The organism is Nonomuraea sp. NPDC004580, from assembly GCF_040609855.1.
Classification (GTDB): domain Bacteria; phylum Actinomycetota; class Actinomycetes; order Streptosporangiales; family Streptosporangiaceae; genus Nonomuraea; species Nonomuraea salmonea.
In genome coordinates this window covers 40,213-55,828 of sequence record NZ_JBEXLH010000041.1, presented here as the reverse complement: position 1 = coordinate 55,828, position 15,616 = coordinate 40,213, and the positions used below count along the sequence as shown (strand labels likewise).

Here is a 15,616-nt window from a genome sequence, read left to right as displayed (position 1 = left end):
CTGCTTCTGTGAAACTTTCACAGGCACGGGCACCGCGCCGTGATCTCGCCCAGAGGCGAAACTCCAGGCGAGATGGCATTCCCGCGCCAGCGCCCGGGTCGGCAGGGGGCTCCCCCTCGTTGACGCCAGGTCGGACCGTCGGATGTACTCCGCGACAACGCCCCCACCGAAGGAGACCCGCACCCTCCCCCAATTGTTAGCGCTAACAGGCGGTCACGCTGTTAACGCTAACATCCGAAGCCGAGGAGTCCCGTATGTCCTTGAGCCGTCGCCAGCTCCTCCAGGCCGCGGGCGCGACCGCCGCGCTCTCGGTCGCCGGCCAGGTGGCCGGCGCCTCCCCCGCCCAGGCGGCAGTCCCCTGGGCCAGGCCCGACATCGGCGTGTCGGCCCACGCGTTCGACCTCGGCGAGGTCCGGCTGACCTCGGGCCGCTGGCTCGACAACCAGAACCGCACGCTCAGCTACCTGCGCTTCGTCGACGTCGACCGGCTCCTGTACGTCTTCCGTGCCAACCACCGGCTGTCCACCGGGGGCGCGGCGGCCAACGGCGGCTGGGACGCGCCCAGCTTCCCTTTCCGCTCCCACATGCAGGGCCACTTCCTGACGGCGTGGGCACACGCCCACGCCGTGCTCGGCGACACCGTCTGCCGGGACAAGGCCGCGTACATGGTGGCCGAGCTGGCCCGCTGCCAGGCCAACAACGCCGCCGCCGGCTTCACCGCCGGCTACCTGTCCGGTTTCCCCGAGTCCGACATCACGGCCGTGGAGAACCGCACACTCAACAACGGCAACGTCCCGTACTACTGCATCCACAAGACCATGGCCGGGCTGCTCGACGTCTGGCGGCTGACCGGGAACACCCAGGCCAGGACCGTGCTGCTGGCGCTGGCCGGGTGGGTGGACGCACGGACGTCGCGGCTGTCGTACGCGCAGACGCAGGCCATGCTCGGCACCGAGTTCGGCGGCATGAACGCCGTGCTGACGGACCTGTACCAGCTCACCGGCGAGGCCCGCTGGCTGGCCACGGCCCAGCGCTTCGACCACGCGGCCGTCTTCGACCCGCTGGCCGCGGGCCAGGACCGGCTCAACGGGCTGCACGCCAACACCCAGGTGCCCAAGTGGGTCGGGGCGGCCCGCGCGTACAAGGCGACGGGCACGACCCGCTACCGCGACATCGCCGCCAACGCCTGGACCTTCACGGTCGCCGCGCACACGTACGTGAACGGCTCCAACAGCCAGGCCGAGCACTTCCGCGCGCCCAACGCGATCGCCGCCCACCTGACCAGGGACACCGGCGAGGCGTGCAACACCTACAACATGCTCAAGCTCACGCGGGAGCTGTGGCTGCTGTCGCCGTCCCGGGCCGACTACTTCGACTACTACGAGAACGCCCTGCTCAACCATTTGATCGGGCAGCAGAACCCGGCCGACGCGCACGGGCACGTCACCTACTTCACCCCGCTCAACCCCGGCGGGCGGCGCGGGGTCGGCCCGGCCTGGGGCGGCGGCACCTGGAGCACGGACTACGCCTCGTTCTGGTGCTGCCAGGGCACCGGGATCGAGACCAACACCAAGCTGATGGACTCGATCTACTTCCACGACGGCAGCACCCTGTACGTGAACCTGTTCGTCCCCTCCACGCTCGACTGGAGCCGGCGCGGCATCACGGTCACCCAGACGACCTCGTACCCGGCGGGCGACACCACGTCGTTACGGGTCACCGGCGAGGTGGCGGGCACGTGGACGATGCGCATCCGCATCCCGGCTTGGACCCAGGACGCGACGATCAGCCTCAACGGCGCCCGGCAGGACGTCACCACCACCCCGGGCTCCTACGCCGACCTCACCCGGTCATGGACGTCCGGCGACACCGTGACCGTGCGGCTGCCCATGCGGGTGGTCATGAAGGCCGCCAACGACGACCCCGGCCTGCAGGCCGTCACCTACGGGCCGGTCGTGCTGTCGGGCGACTACGGCAGCACGAGCCTGACGGCCGCGCCGGTCCTGGACCCCTCCTCGATCACCCGGACCAGCACCTCCGCCCTGGCGTTCACCGCCTCGGCCGGCGGGGCGACGGTGCGGCTGGGGCCGTTCCACGACGCCCACGGCCACAACTACGTCGTGTACTGGAACACCGGCGGCGGCGCAGGCGGCGGCGCGAGTTTCCGGCTGGTCAACGCGGCCAGCGGGCTGGTGCTCGGCATCCAGAACATGTCCACCGCCGACGGCGGCCTGGCGCTGCAGTGGACCGACAGCGGCACCGCCGACCACGACTGGGTCCCGATCGTGGACGGCGCCGCCCTGCGCTTGCGCAACGTGCACAGCGGCAAGGTGCTCGGCGTCGAGAACATGTCCACCGCCGACGACGCCCGGGTGCTGCAGTGGAGCGACAACGGCACCGCCGACCACCGCTGGACGATCACCGACGCCGGCGACGGGTCCGTCACGATCCGCAACGCGCACAGCGGCAAGCTGCTCGGGATCAGGAACGGCTCGACGGCCAACGGCGCGCAGGCGGTGCAGGACTCCGACAACGGCAGCCGGGACAACCAGTGGCGGTTCGTGCCGAACGGGGCGCGGCGCATCCAGAACGTCAGCACCGGGATGGTGCTCGGCGTCACCGGCATGTCCACCGCCGACGGCGCACTCGTCCTGCAGTGGGGCGACACGGGCACCGCCGACCACCTGTGGACGGCGATCATCGACAGCGGCGGCTGGCTACGGCTGCGCAACTCCCACAGCCAGAAGGTGCTGGGCGTGGAGAACATGGGCACCGCCGCCGGGTCGCGGATCGTGCAGTGGGCCGACAACGGCACCGCCGACCACCGCTGGCGGCTGCGCCACGGGTCGGGCGCCACCTTCCGCATCCAGTGCGCCAACGGCGGACGCGTCCTCGGCCTCGCCGGCACCGCGCAGGGCGCGCAGGTCGTGCTCGCCGACGACGGCGCGTCCGGCACCCTCTGGAGATTCCTGTGAACCGCGTTCCCCGAAGGAGACCTCTGGTGAGATCCGTCCTGCGTACCGTCTTATGCGTCGTGAGCCTGCTGCTCGCGGCCGTGGTGGTCCCGTCGGCGGCCCGCGCCGACAACCCGATCGTCCAGACCATCTACACGGCCGACCCCGCGCCCCTCGTCCACAACGGCCGCCTCTACCTCTACACCGGCCACGACGAGGACGGCTCCACGTACTTCACCATGCGCGACTGGCGCGTCTACTCCACCACGGACATGGCCAACTGGACCGACCACGGCTCCCCCATGAGCCTGGCCACCTTCGCCTGGGCCGACGCCAACGCCTGGGCCGGGCACGTCGCGTACCGCAACGGCCGCTTCTACTGGTACGTCCCGGTCCGCCACCGCGCCACCGGCTCGATGGCCATCGGCGTCGCGGTCGCCGACAGCCCGACCGGGCCCTTCCGTGACGCGATCGGCCGCCCGCTGGTCAACAACAACGAGATCGACCCGAACGTCTTCATCGACGACGACGGCCAGGCCTACCTGTACTGGGGCAACCCTCGCCTCTGGTACGTCCGGCTGAACCAGGACATGATCTCCTACTCCGGCGGCCCCACCCAGATCCCGCTCACCACCGCGGGCTTCGGCACCCGCACGGGCAATGCCGGCCGCCCGACCCTGTACGAGGAGGGCCCCTGGGTCTTCAAGCGCAACGGCCTGTACTACAACGTCTTCGCCGCGGAGTGCTGCTCGGAGTTCATCGGCTATTCGACGGCTCCGGGACCCACCGGCCCGTGGACGTACCGGGGAACGATCATGCCGCGCCAGGGCGGCAGCTTCACCAACCACGCCGGGATCATCGACTACAAGGGCGGTTCGTACTTCTTCTACCACAATGGCGCTCTGCCGGGCGGGGGCGGTTTCACCAGGTCGGTGGCCGTGGAGAAGTTCACCTACAACGGCGACGGCACGTTCCCCACGATCAACATGACCGCCGCGGGGCCGCCCCAGGTCGGCACGCTCGACCCGTACGTCCGCCAGGAGGCCGAGACGATCGCCTGGGCGTCCGGCGTCGAGACCGAGCCGTCCAGCGCGGGCGGCATGAACGTCGGCTACATCGAGAACGGCGACCACCTCAAGGTCAAAGGCGTCACCTTCGGCGGCGGCGCCTCCTCCTTCACCGCCCGCGTGGCATCGGCGACCAGCGGCGGCCGCATCGAGCTGCGGCTGGGCAGCCCGACCGGCGCCCTGGCCGGCACCTGCACAGTCGGCGGCACCGGCGGCTGGCAGGCCTGGACCTCGGTCACCTGCCCGGTCTCCGGGGCGACCGGCACGCGCGACCTCTACCTCCGCTTCACCGGCGGCAGCGGCTACCTGCTCAACGTCGACTGGTGGCGGTTCACGTGACACGTTTCGTGAGGAGTGACATGCGAAGAACGTCCTTATCCCTCGTCGTGACCCTGCTACTGAGCCTGACGGCGGGCGCCGTCGCGTCCGGGCCCGCGCAGGCGCTGGACAACGGCGTCGGCCGCACCCCGCCGATGGGCTGGAACACCTGGAACACCTTCGGCTGCAACATCAACGAGACGCTGATCAAGCAGACGGCCGACGCGATGGTCAGCAACGGCATGCGCGACCTCGGCTACGAGTACGTCGTGGTCGACGACTGCTGGTTCGACCCCAACCGCGACTCCGCGGGCAACCTCCAGGCGAACCTGTCCCGCTTCCCCAGCGGCATGAAGGCGCTCGGCGACTACCTGCACGCCAGGAACCTCAAGTTCGGCCTCTACCAGGCGCCGCTGGACAAGACCTGCGCCCAGTACTTCGGCAGCTACCCGGGCGCGACCGGCAGCCTCGGCCACGAGGAGCAGGACGCCCGGCAGTTCGCCGCCTGGGGCGTCGACTACCTCAAGTACGACTGGTGCTCCCCCACCGGCAGCATCGACGACCAGGTGCGCACGTTCGCGAAGATGCGCGACGCGCTGGCCGCCACCGGCCGGCCGATCCTCTACAGCATCAACCCCAACAGCATCCACGAGAAGACCGGCCCGCAGCGCAACTGGGGCGACGTCGCCAACATCTGGCGCACCACCGAGGACATCACCAACGCCTGGAACACGGGGCAGACCAACGGCTACCCGATGGGCATTCAGAACATCGTCAACGTGAACGTGCCGCTCGCGGGCTACGCCCGGCCCGGCCAGTTCAACGACCCCGACATGATGGTCGTCGGCCGGGGCGGCATGAACGACACCGAGATGCGCAGCCACTTCGCCCTGTGGGCGATCATGGCCGCCCCGCTGATCGCCGGGAACGACGTCAGGAACATGAACGCGGCGACCTCCACGATCCTCAAGAACGCGAACCTCATCGCCATCAACCAGGACCCACTCGGCCTCCAGGCCACCCAGGTGAGCAACGACGGCACCCGCCGCGTCCTGGCCAAGCGGCTCAGCAACGGCGACGTCGCGGTCGCGCTGTTCAACCAGGGCGGCGGCACCACCACGGTCAGCACCACCGCCGCCGCCCTCGGCCTGACCGGCGGCCCGTTCACCCTGCGTGACGCCTGGACGAACGCCGTCACCACGACGACCGGCACCATCTCGGCGAGCGTCCCCGCCCACGGCACCGCCGTCTTCCGCGTCAGCGGCGGCACGGCCCTGCCCGCCAACCGCATCCAGGGCGTGGGCTCCGGCCGCTGCCTCGACGTGAACGGTGGCTCGCAGGCCAACGGCACCTCAGTGATCATCTGGGACTGCCACCAGCAGCCCAACCAGCAGTGGACCGCCAGCCCCAGCGGTGAGCTGCGCGTCTACGGCAGCAAGTGCCTGGACGTCGACAACGCCGGCACCGCCGACGGCACCGGCGTCATCATCTGGGACTGCAACGGCCAGAGCAACCAGCGGTGGCGCTTCAACACCGACGGCAGCATCACCGCCGTCGGCGCGAACAAGTGCCTGGACGTCGCCGGCAACGCCACGGCGAACGGCAGCCGGCTGCAGATCTGGTCCTGCACGGGCGGCGCCAACCAGCGCTGGTCCCGCATCTAGGGGCGCCATCTGGGGGCGCCATCTGGGGCGGCGAGCGGGCCGGTCATCCGGTTGCGACCGGACGGCCGGCCCGCGCGCCGGTGCGTGACAGCATCCTGGCCGGGATGGTCAGCCACCGCGACACCCGGTAGATCTTGGCCGGGCTCGACGTCACCGCCTCCTTGTAGGCCACCGCCGCCCGTCCCGTGAGGAACCACCTGCCCGGCGTGTCGTCGGGCCGGGTGAACTGGATGACCGCGTCGCGGCGGCCCAGGCTGACGGGCTGATGCAGGTACCCGAACCGGAACGGCCTGGGCCTCCTGCCGCGCAGCCGGCGGGCGATGGCGTCGGCGGCGTGCACGCCGGTCGGGATGCCGCTCTGGCACGTGCCGTGGATCTCCCCCCAGGGCTGCCGGACGGCCGCGGCGTCGCCCACGGCGTACACCGTCGGGTGCGAGACCGACGCGAGGCTCGCGTCCACCACGACCCGGCCGGCGCCGTCCACCTCCAGGCCCGCCTCCCGCGCCAGCGGGTTGCCCACCACCCCGGCGGTCCACAGCAGCGCGTCCACCGGCATCAGCTCGCCTGCGTCCAGCTCCACCGCGTCCGGCAGCACCTTGGTCACCCGGACCCCGGCGCGCACGTCCACGCCGAGCCGGTCCAGCGCACGGCGCAGATGACGGCGCGCCTTCGGCCCCATCATGGAGCCGGGCTCATCGCGGCCGAGCAGCACCACCCGCAGGTCAGGGTGGCTTTCCGCGATCTCGGCCGCCGCCTCGACACCGGTGAGCCCGGACCCGGCCACCGCGACCGTGCCGCCACCCCCGCGGCTCAGCTCGGACAGCCGCGCGGCGAGCCCGGCCGCGGTGGCCGCGCTGTCCAGCGTGCAGGCGTGCGCGTCGACTCCCGGCACGGTGGTGGCGGTGACGCCGCCGAGGGCGTACACCAGGAAGTCGTAGCGCAGCTGCCGCTCACCACCTGGGCCCGCGACGCGGACCGTACGCCGTTCCGGATCGAGGCGGACGGCCCGTCCGCGGACGAACTCGACACCACTGCCCTTCACCAGCTCCGGAATCCGATACTCCGCCGGCTCCTGCCCGGCCGCCTGCTGATGCAACCGCAGCCGCTCCGTGAAACGGTCAATCGGATTGACCAGGATCACCTTGGCAGCGCTCCTGCGGGCCAGCCGGACCGCGCTCATGACGCCGGTGTAGCCGCCACCGAGCACGACAATGGTCGGGATTTCTCGTGTCATTCTCATGCACCTCCGCCACACGGACGTGCCGAGCGGCTCCCCGCGTGACAACCTCCCGCTGTGAGACCGGTCACCTTCCTCCCGGGACGTGGGACGTCGAGCGACGTCGTCGTCCTGATCGGAGCTCCGAAGGGATCTCCGAGGGCGGCGAGCAGGGGCTGTGGGTCGCGGTGAAAGAACCAGCGGACGCCGACCACAGCCCGGCCAGTGAGCCGGCGGCCAGCGGCGGGTGACGCAGGTCGCCCAGGGCCACCGGGACACCCCGGGCGGCGGCAGCGCGGCCATGGCGGCCGGCGGTGGTCTGGGCGGTGGGATCGTCCATGGCGCGGATCTTGCCCTGTCCTGGATGTCAGGTCGGGTAGTCGATGGCGAGGGCGGTGGCCAGGTCGCGCAGGCATTCCTCGTAGAGGGGCGCGGCGTCGGTGAAGGCGAAGTCGAGCTGGTGCAGGACCTCCATGCAGAGCAGCCCGTACAGCCTGATCCAGCAGGACAGGAAGACGTGGGCGGCCTCCAGGGGCAGGCGTCCTTCGATGGTGGCCGAGTACGCGGAGAGCTGCTCGCGCAGGGAGGCGGGCAGGCTGCCGGGGTCGGGCACCGGGAACGGGCGGGTCTCCCACAGCTCGACCACCAGGTCAAGGAAGACCTGCTCGAAGCGTACGGCGGCCTCGTACCGCATTGAGTCGGGGCGGCGGTTCGGCGGGGCGATGGGGCTGGCGAAAATCCAGCCGAACTCGGCGGGATGCGCGACGGCCCAGGTCCGCATGGCGCGGCAGACGGCCAGCAGGCGCTCGCCGACAGGCGCGTCGACGCGGGCGTCGCGGGCCTGCTCCATGGTGGCGGCCAGCTCGCGGTAGAAGCCGGCGGTCACCGCTCCGATCAGCTCGTCGTGGCCCGCGTAGTAGTGGTAGAGGGCCGGGCCGCTCATGCCGACCTGCCGGGCGACGGCGTTGATGGTCACCGCGGCCGATCCCTGTTCGACCAGGAGCTTGCGGGCCGCCGCGTGAATCTCCTCCAGCGTGGCCCTGCGCAACCGTTCGCGCCTGCCGGTCTGTGCGGACATCAGCACCTCTCTCGTCGTCGCCGTTGACATCTTAGGGCATCTATGTTTCCTTAATGGCTCTAAACAAACTTAGAGCTAGTAAGGAGTCGTTCGATGGGGTGGGTTCTTCTCGCGGTGCCGGTGCTTGTCACGGCCGTGTGGTGGCGGATGTCGAGGTCCGCGCACCTGCGGCGGCGGAAGGGGTCCTGATATGGCTCGCACGGTGCGCGACCGGCTGTTCGGCAAGTACGCCATGGACGCGACGATCACCGTCGCCGAGCAGGTCAACCCGGCCATCCGGCGCATCAGGCTGGAGACCGACCAGCCCGTCGCCTTCTCCTACACCCCCGGCCAGCACATCAGGATCCAGCTCAAGGACCCGCTGTCGGTGTCGGGCATCCTGCGCCCCGGCGAGACGCTGCGCACGTACACGATCTGGGAGCTCGCCCCCGGCAGGAGGGCGATCGAGCTGCGCGTCCACCTGTACGAGGGCGACGGCATCGGCCTCGCGTGGGCCAGGGACGCCAGGCCGGGCGACCGGGTGACGTTCTGGTGGCCGCAGGGCGACTTCTTCACCCGCGAGGCCGACTTCCACCTGTTCATCGGCGAGGAGACGGCCGGCGCCGCCTTCGGGCCGATGATCAGGGCGCTGGGAGACGCGGCCGAGGTGCACGGCGTCGTGGAGGCCGAGGCCCCCGAGCACGATTTGCCCCTGCCGGGGAGGCCGTTGCGGCGCGTCCACCGTCATGGCGCCCCGGCCGTCGCCTCGCGGGTGCTGCTCGACGCCGTCGCCGAGCTGGACCTGCCGGGCAACACCGGCGCCGCCTATGTGGCGGGCGAGGCGCGAACGTGCCAGCTCGTCCGCGACTTCCTCGTCCGCGAACGCAACTGGCCACGGACGTCCATCAAGGTCAAACCCTTCTGGGCCCCGGGCAAGCGCGGCCTGCACTAGCCAAGGAGACACCATGAAAGTGATCATCGTGGGCGGCGGCATCGGCGGGCTCGCCACGGCCGTCGCCTTCCACCGGCGCGGCCGGCAGGTGGAGGTGCTCGAACGGGCCGCCGCGTTCACCGAGGTGGGCGCCGGACTGACCATCCAGCCCAACGGTCTTCGCGCCCTGGACGCCGTCGGCCTGGGCGAGCGGCTGCGCGCGGGCGGTCTCGCCGATCCGCCCGCCGGCATCCGCGGTAGGCGCGGGGACTGGCTGGTACGCAACGACGCCGAGGACCTGAAGCGCCGCTTCGGCGCGTGGGTGACCGTGCACCGGGCGGCCCTGGTGGACCTGCTGCGCGCCGCCGTTCCGCCGGAGGCGCTGCGGCCCGGCATCGACGTACGGCACGTGCACCCCGACGGCACGGTTCACCACAGCGAGGGCACGTCCACCGCGGATCTCGTGGTCGGCGCCGACGGCGTGCACAGCGTGACCCGGCGCTCGCTCTGGCCGGATCATCCCGGCCCGCGCTACGTCGGCTACACCACCTGGCGTTTCCTGGCGCCGCCGCAACCCGTCAAGGGGAGCGCCGAGACGTGGGGCAGCGGCGAGCGGTTCGGGTACGTGCGGATGCCCGACGGCCGCGTCTACTGCTACGCGATGGCCAACGCCCCGGCCGGCTCCCGCATCGGCCTGGACGAGCTGCGCGGGCGCTTCGCCGGCTGGCACGACCCCATCCCTGCGCTGCTCGGCTCCGCGCGGGAGGAGGCGGTGCTGCAGCACGACACGTACGAGCTGCCCGCCCTGCCCGCCTACGTGCGCGGGAACGTCGCCGTGCTCGGCGACGCGGCCCACGCCATGACCCCCAACCTGGGGCAGGGCGCCTGCCAGGCGCTCGAGGACGCGGTCACGCTGGCGCGCGCGGTGGACACGCTCGGCGTACGGCCGGGGCTGGCGGCCTACGACAGCGCCCGCAGACCCCGCACCCAGCAGATCGCCAGGCGTTCCCGCCAGGCCGGCGCCGCCGCGCACTGGACCTCCACACCGCTGACCACGCTGCGGGACGCGGTCCTTCCGCTCCTTCCGTACGCGCTCTTCGACCGCTCGCTCACCCCCGCCTACACCTGGACGATCTGATGCGACTCCCCCGGATTCTGATCATCGCCGTCGCGGTGGTCACCATGGCCGGCGCGGTGCTGGCCGACCTGGTCATCCCCGACCTGGCGGCGCAGCACGCCTTCAACCCGGCCTGGCCGCCGCACGCCAAGTTCCACGACGCCCAGTACATGGTGATGACCGTGCTCCTCGGTCTCATCGGGCTGGTCCTCGCGCTGCGGCCAAGGCGGGCCACGCTGGTGCCGGCCGCCGCCGTGCTGGCCACGCCGTGGCTGGGCATGGTCGGCGCGCTGCTGTTCCCCGGCACCGCCACGTACGACCCGGAGTTCGCCGGCCGGACCGTTTTCGTTCTCGGCCTGCACGGGCAGGTTTTCCTGGCGATCGTCCTGCTGCTGGCCCTGCTCGTCGCCACGGCGGAGGTTCTGAGGTCTGCCGCGTGACGGGCAGGCGGTGCTGAGCCCCCGATCCGAGGGCTCAGCGGCGCGCGTGTCCGCCGGTGGTCAGGCGCAGGTGTAGCCGGAGGGCAGGGCGGTGTCGCCGTTCGGCCGGGTCGCCTGGAAGCCGAAGCTCCCGGTGCTCGCTCCCGGCGCGAGCGTGCCGTTGTGTCCGACGTTCCGCACGGTGACGGTCCTGCCGCTGGTGGAGACGGTGCCGTTCCACGAGCCGGTCAGGGTGTGGCCGGCCGGCAGGGTGAACGTGACGGTCCAGCCGGTCATGGTGGAGGTGCCGGTGTTCGTGACGGTCAGGGGCTGGATCACGTACCCGGTGCCCCATTGGGACTGCACGGCAGGGACGGCCGAGCACGCGCCGCTCGTGCCGCCCTGAGCGGTGGTGATCTCGACGGTGTTCGAGACCTCGGAGACGTTGCCCGCGGCGTCGTACGCGCGGACCTGGTAGCGGTACGTGGTGTTCGCGGTCAGGCCCGAGTCGGTGAACGAGGTGGCGGCCGAGGTGCCGACCTGGGTGAACGTGCCGCCCGACGCGCCGGGAGCGCGCAGGACGCGGTAGCCGGTCACGCCGGTGTCGTCGGTGGCGGCCGTCCAGGTCAGGGTGGTGCCGGTCGCGGTGGTGCCCGACGCGGCCAGACCGGACGGGGCGGTCGGCGGCGTCGTGTCGCCTCCCGTGGAGGTCGTGGTGAAGGTGACCGTCGCGGAGTTGCCCGACAGGTTGCCCGCGCCGTCACGCGCCCGTACGTACACCTGATACTGGGTGCCGGCGCTCAGCCCGGTGAGGGTGATCGAGTTCGTGGTGGACTGGCCGAGCTGCTGGTCGGTGGCGCCCTGCTCGCGGTAGACGGTGTAACCGGCCAGGCCGGAGCCGCCCTGGTCGGTGGAGGCCGTCCAGGTCAGCGTGGCGCCGGTGGCGGTCACGCCGGACGCGACGGGGGTGCCCGGCGTGGTCGGCGGCGTGGTGTCGGCCGCGCTGGTCAGGCCGAAGAACTGGATGGCGTACAGGGCCATGCCGCCTTGCGGCAGCGCGTGGCCGGCGCCCTGGATGCTGTACGCCTCCACCTGCACGGTGCCGGACGAGCCGGCGTACCGGCTGCGGTTCCAGCCTGCCTGCGGGGTGTCGGTGCTGGTCGGGGTCTGGCTCAGCCCGAACACGTTGGTCCACTGCTCGACCGACTCGCGCAGCAGCGAGTACGGCACGAGGGTGTCGGCGGTGCCGTGCCAGAGCTGCATGCGCGGGCGGACGCCGGAGAAGCCGGCGTACGCCTGGCGGACCGCGTCGCCCCACTGCTGCGGCGTGCGGTCCATGCTGCCGCCGGTGCACCTGCTGCTGCCCGGCGGGTAGTCGGAGGCGCCGGCGAAGCAGTTGAACGGCACGCCCATGAAGGAGGCGCCGGCCTTGAACACGTCCGGGTGGACGGCGAGCATGTGCTGGGTCATCATGCCGCCGGACGAGCTGCCGGTGGCGTAGACGCGGTTCCGGTCTCCGCCGTAGGTCCGCTCGACGTAGCCGATCATCGACAGGATCGAGTCGGGGTCGCTGCCGCCGCCGCGCCGCTTGGCCGCGTCCGACCAGGTGTCGAAGCAGTTGCCGAACCCCGCCGACTGCGTGGCGGTCGGGTAGATGACGATGAAGCCGTAGCGGTCGGCCAGCGAGGCGAACTCGCTGCTCTGGTGGAAGCCGGGGCCTGAGCCGCCACAGCCGTGCATGGCGACCACGACGGCCGGCGCGGCGGGGCGCGAGTCCGGTACGTAGACGTGCATGCGCATGTTGCCCGGGTTGCTGCCGAAGCCGGTCACCTCGACCAGGGCGGCGGCGGTGGCCGGTGAGCCGAGCACCACGGTCATGACGGCGAAGAGCGCCGCCGCGCAGGCACCGGCCAGCATCTTCGTTAATCGTGTCATGCGCGGTTCCTCCTCTCGATGGTGTCGTTCGCTGGACCGTAAAAGGGCCGCGGTGCAGCGTCAATGCGGGCCCGTTCAAGATCATCAGGCCATGGGTCGTTTCCGCTGGTTATCAAGTAGCTTGTTATCAAGGACCTTGATAACGGCGTGAAACTTACATGCCGGACATAGCGCGATATCGTCTCCTGGTGACCGATCCGGGTACCCCCTCGGCCGCCGCGCCGGACCCGCCGCCGCCCCATGTGAGCTATCTGGTGTTCCGCTTGGAGCGCCTCGTCCGCGCCTGCCTGGACGAGGCGCTGGCCCGGCACGGCGTGACGACGACCGCGTACATGGCGCTCAGTGAGCTGCGCCTGCGCGACGCCCCGTCCTCGGCCGACCTGGCCCGCATCGCCTTCGTCACCCCGCAGGCGATGAACCTGGTCATCCGCGACCTCGAACAACGCGGCCTGATCCGCCGCGACCCGCATCCCCGGGGCGGCCGCGCGTTGCGCACCCGCCTCACCCCCGAGGGCCTGCGCGTGCTGCGCCGCTGCGACCGCTCCCTGGACGCGATCGAGGCGGTCATGCTCGCCGACATCGACGTCAAGGACCGGGCGACGCTCGCGGAGACGCTCACGTCGTGCGCCCGCGCCCTTCGGGTCAGGGATGGAGCACGGTGAGCCGGAAGGGTGCGGCCTCGTCGGCGGCGTGGGTCACCGCCTCCACGGCGTCGTCGAGCGCGAACGCGGTGACCTCCCACTGACGCAGGTCGAGCAGGCCGGAGCGGGCCAGGGCGACCAGCCGCAGCGGGGCGTCGCGCCGGTACATCCACTGCCCGCGCACCGTCACGTTGTTGCGCATCAGCCACCGGTACGGCAGCGCCAGCTCCGCGCCGTCCAGCATGCCGACGCCGCCCATGAGCACGATCCTGCCGCCCTCGCGCACGGTCATGGCGGCGGCCCGTACGGGAGCCGGCCCCGCCGCGGGCGGCAGGATGTCGAGCACCAGGTCCACGGGGCCGTCCGCCGCCGTGATTATGCGCTCGGTGTCGTCCTCCCCGGTGAGCCGTACGGGGGTGACGCGGTCGCCGAAGCGGCGTACCAGCTCGGCCAGCGCGCCCTCGTCGCGTCCTGGCGCGACGACGCGGGCGGCCCCCATGGCCAGCGCGACGGCGACCGCTGCGCCGCCGAAGTTGCCGGTCGCCCCGCTGACCAGCACCGTCTCCCCCGGCTCCAGCCCGCCCGCGAGAAACCCGCCGTACGGGACGAGAGCCAGCGTCAGCGCGCTCCACACCCCGGCGTCGGCCGGCTCGACGGGGCCGAGCGGCACCGCGTTCTCGGTAGGGATCAGCAGGCGCTCGGCGAACGAGCCCTGACCGAAGTGCCGCTGCAGGAACAACCCGCCCTCGCCGCGCGCGCTCAGCCCCTGCAACGTCATGTCGGGGGTCAGGACGTCGTCGCGGGAGCGGATGGCCGGGTCGCACAGCACCCAGTCGCCCGGGGCGAGCCGGGTGGCGTCGGGGCCGCACGCGCGTACCCGGCCGATCGCCCCCGCGCCGGGCGTCACCGGCAGCGTCAGCGCGTACTGCCGCTCGCCGCTGAACACCTCCGTCGCGTACGGCAGCACCGGCGCCGCCACGACGTCCACCACCACCTCGCCGGTGCCCAGCACCGGATCCGCCACCTGCTCCACCGCCAGCGGTGACCCGAACTCCTTCAGCACGGCAGCCTTCATGATCATGCTCCTTTCCGCAGAACCGACCACATCCTGGCCGCCCGGCCAGAGTCGTGACCAGGACCGGTATCGTCCTGGGATTGCCCGATACCACCCTGCGGAAAGGCGGCGATCATGCCCGAGCCCACCGGCCGCGCGCTCGGCGACTTCCTGCGTTCGCGTCGGGAGCGCCTGACCCCTGAGGCGGTCGGGCTGCCGCCGCGTCGCCGCCGCCGCGCGCCCGGCCTGCGCCGCGAGGACGTCGCCGAGCGCGCGGGCATCGGCATCGACTGGTACGTACGCCTCGAACAGGGCCGTGCCGTCAGCCCCTCCCCCGCCACCATCGACGCCCTGGCCGGCGCGCTCTGCCTCGACGAGACCGAGCACGCCCACCTGCGCACGCTGGCCCACCGGCCCGCGCTGCCGGCGTTCACCAGGGAGCGTGCCCCTGAGGGCTCGCTCCGCCTGCTGCACAGCCTCGACCGGCCCGCCTACCTGACCGGCCGCCGCTGGGACGTCCTGGCCGCCAACGACGCCGCCGAGGAGCTGTTCACCGGCCTCGACCGGCTGCCGCCCGGCGACCGCAACGTGCTGGTCTACCTGCTGCTCACCCCGATGGCCCGCGACGTGTTCGGCGCCGGATGGGCCGCGCAGGCGCGGCACACCACCGCCCAGTTCCGCGCCGCCTACGATGTGTGGGCGCCCGACGCCGCCTTCATCGCCCTGGCCGACCGCCTGCGGCGCGGCTGCCCGGAGTTCGGCCGCTGGTGGACGCGGCACGACGTCGCGCGGGGCGGCGCGGGCGGCAAGGTGCTGCACGGCCGCGCCTTCGACTACGCGACCTTCCAGACCAACGAGGACCCCGGCCTCCGCCTGACCGTCTACACACCGTTCGGAGAATCTCAATGATCCTCTGCCTGGGCCGACGACCTGGCCATCCCAGTCAAGACCTTGGAGACCTGCCGCTGGGTTGCCTCCCGCTGGCCGGTCACGCGCCGCCAGGCGGAGTCCCGTACGACATTCACAAGACCTGGCCTCCATCCACGACGATGAGGAGCGGTGGGCGCGCATCGCCAAGCCGCCGCTCGGTGGCCGATGAACGCCCGGCGCAATGTGATCGACTACGAGCGGTTGCCGCAGCACAGCGAAGCCCACCAGACCTGGGCCGCGATCACGCTTATGACCAGGCGTTCGAACAACGAAGAACACGGCGTCGTGGGATCAAGCCCGCGAGGTATCGCCA

General features: G+C 71.7%; 12 protein-coding genes and 1 pseudogene. 9 read left to right on the top strand and 4 right to left on the bottom strand.

Translation table 11 applies throughout. The features are described 5' to 3' along the window. Window positions 1-254 precede the first annotated feature (254 nt). The 3 genes from ABZW11_RS32055 to ABZW11_RS32045 are packed head-to-tail and all read left to right on the top strand — an operon-like array spanning window position 255 to window position 6,003. Window positions 255-2,975, top strand: a complete 2,721-nt coding sequence (locus ABZW11_RS32055; protein WP_355425219.1) for a beta-L-arabinofuranosidase domain-containing protein — start codon at window positions 255-257, stop codon at window positions 2,973-2,975. Window positions 2,976-3,001: 26 nt separating this feature from the next. Further along, window positions 3,002-4,360: a glycoside hydrolase family 43 protein gene (locus ABZW11_RS32050; protein WP_355425216.1), complete on the top strand. Its 1,359-nt coding sequence runs from the start codon at window positions 3,002-3,004 to the stop codon at window positions 4,358-4,360. A 20-nt stretch (window positions 4,361-4,380) separates the two neighbouring features. Then, complete coding sequence (locus ABZW11_RS32045; protein ID WP_355425214.1) at window positions 4,381-6,003, top strand: ricin-type beta-trefoil lectin domain protein; 1,623 nt, start codon at window positions 4,381-4,383, stop codon at window positions 6,001-6,003. A gap of 43 nt (window positions 6,004-6,046) precedes the next feature. Here the strand turns inward: ABZW11_RS32045 and ABZW11_RS32040 are convergent, their stop codons facing one another. After that, entirely contained in the window at window positions 6,047-7,237 is a 1,191-nt protein-coding gene (locus tag ABZW11_RS32040; protein ID WP_355425211.1) for an FAD-dependent oxidoreductase, read from the bottom strand. 349 nt (window positions 7,238-7,586) lie between these two features. Further along, window positions 7,587-8,297: a TetR/AcrR family transcriptional regulator gene (locus tag ABZW11_RS32035; protein ID WP_355425208.1), complete on the bottom strand. Its 711-nt coding sequence runs from the start codon at window positions 8,295-8,297 to the stop codon at window positions 7,587-7,589. Between the two features lie 190 nt (window positions 8,298-8,487). Here ABZW11_RS32035 and ABZW11_RS32030 point away from each other — a divergent pair, with 190 nt between their 5' ends. Genes ABZW11_RS32030 through ABZW11_RS32020 form a run of 3 tightly spaced genes read left to right on the top strand, consistent with a single transcriptional unit; the run spans window position 8,488 to window position 10,764 of the window. Next, window positions 8,488-9,228 carry a siderophore-interacting protein gene (locus tag ABZW11_RS32030; protein ID WP_355425205.1) on the top strand — a complete coding sequence of 247 codons (741 nt, stop codon included), beginning with the start codon at window positions 8,488-8,490 and terminating at the stop codon, window positions 9,226-9,228. A gap of 13 nt (window positions 9,229-9,241) precedes the next feature. Next, window positions 9,242-10,345: an FAD-dependent monooxygenase gene (locus tag ABZW11_RS32025; RefSeq protein WP_355425203.1), complete on the top strand. Its 1,104-nt coding sequence runs from the start codon at window positions 9,242-9,244 to the stop codon at window positions 10,343-10,345. After that, window positions 10,345-10,764, top strand: coding sequence for a DUF6640 family protein (locus ABZW11_RS32020; RefSeq protein ID WP_355425201.1), 420 nt, complete (start codon window positions 10,345-10,347; stop codon window positions 10,762-10,764). Before ABZW11_RS32025 ends, ABZW11_RS32020 begins: the two co-directional genes overlap by 1 nt. Before the next feature lie 60 nt (window positions 10,765-10,824). On the opposite strand, the gene ABZW11_RS32015 is transcribed toward ABZW11_RS32020, so the two are convergent. Then, window positions 10,825-12,678: a PHB depolymerase family esterase gene (locus tag ABZW11_RS32015; protein WP_355425198.1), complete on the bottom strand. Its 1,854-nt coding sequence runs from the start codon at window positions 12,676-12,678 to the stop codon at window positions 10,825-10,827. Between the two features lie 188 nt (window positions 12,679-12,866). Here ABZW11_RS32015 and ABZW11_RS32010 point away from each other — a divergent pair, with 188 nt between their 5' ends. Beyond that, entirely contained in the window at window positions 12,867-13,340 is a 474-nt protein-coding gene (locus ABZW11_RS32010; protein ID WP_355425195.1) for a MarR family transcriptional regulator, read from the top strand. On the opposite strand, the gene ABZW11_RS32005 is transcribed toward ABZW11_RS32010, so the two are convergent. Beyond that, entirely contained in the window at window positions 13,321-14,394 is a 1,074-nt protein-coding gene (locus ABZW11_RS32005; protein ID WP_355425192.1) for a zinc-binding alcohol dehydrogenase family protein, read from the bottom strand. The two genes, ABZW11_RS32010 and ABZW11_RS32005, sit on opposite strands and share 20 nt — an antisense overlap. Before the next feature lie 114 nt (window positions 14,395-14,508). Between ABZW11_RS32005 and ABZW11_RS32000 the strand changes: the two genes are divergently transcribed. After that, a complete protein-coding gene (locus ABZW11_RS32000; protein ID WP_355425189.1) occupies window positions 14,509-15,282 on the top strand; it encodes a helix-turn-helix transcriptional regulator in 774 nt (257 codons plus the stop codon). 180 nt (window positions 15,283-15,462) lie between these two features. Further along, window positions 15,463-15,564: pseudogene (locus ABZW11_RS31995) on the top strand (IS5/IS1182 family transposase); the annotation flags it as partial. Window positions 15,565-15,616 lie beyond the last annotated feature (52 nt).

Bases quoted from the DNA above. Each gene is read 5' to 3' on its own strand.
- ABZW11_RS32055 (WP_355425219.1), top strand. From the start codon at position 255: ATGTCCTTGAGCCGTCGCCAGCTCCTCCAGGCCGCGGGCGCGACCGCC.
- ABZW11_RS32000 (WP_355425189.1), top strand. From the start codon at position 14,509: ATGCCCGAGCCCACCGGCCGCGCGCTCGGCGACTTCCTGCGTTCGCGT.
- ABZW11_RS32035 (WP_355425208.1), bottom strand. From the start codon at position 8,297: ATGTCCGCACAGACCGGCAGGCGCGAACGGTTGCGCAGGGCCACGCTG.
- ABZW11_RS32025 (WP_355425203.1), top strand. From the start codon at position 9,242: ATGAAAGTGATCATCGTGGGCGGCGGCATCGGCGGGCTCGCCACGGCC.
- ABZW11_RS32020 (WP_355425201.1), top strand. From the start codon at position 10,345: ATGCGACTCCCCCGGATTCTGATCATCGCCGTCGCGGTGGTCACCATG.
- ABZW11_RS32015 (WP_355425198.1), bottom strand. From the start codon at position 12,678: ATGACACGATTAACGAAGATGCTGGCCGGTGCCTGCGCGGCGGCGCTC.
- ABZW11_RS32005 (WP_355425192.1), bottom strand. From the start codon at position 14,394: ATGAAGGCTGCCGTGCTGAAGGAGTTCGGGTCACCGCTGGCGGTGGAG.
- ABZW11_RS32040 (WP_355425211.1), bottom strand. From the start codon at position 7,237: ATGACACGAGAAATCCCGACCATTGTCGTGCTCGGTGGCGGCTACACC.
- ABZW11_RS32030 (WP_355425205.1), top strand. From the start codon at position 8,488: ATGGCTCGCACGGTGCGCGACCGGCTGTTCGGCAAGTACGCCATGGAC.
- ABZW11_RS32045 (WP_355425214.1), top strand. From the start codon at position 4,381: ATGCGAAGAACGTCCTTATCCCTCGTCGTGACCCTGCTACTGAGCCTG.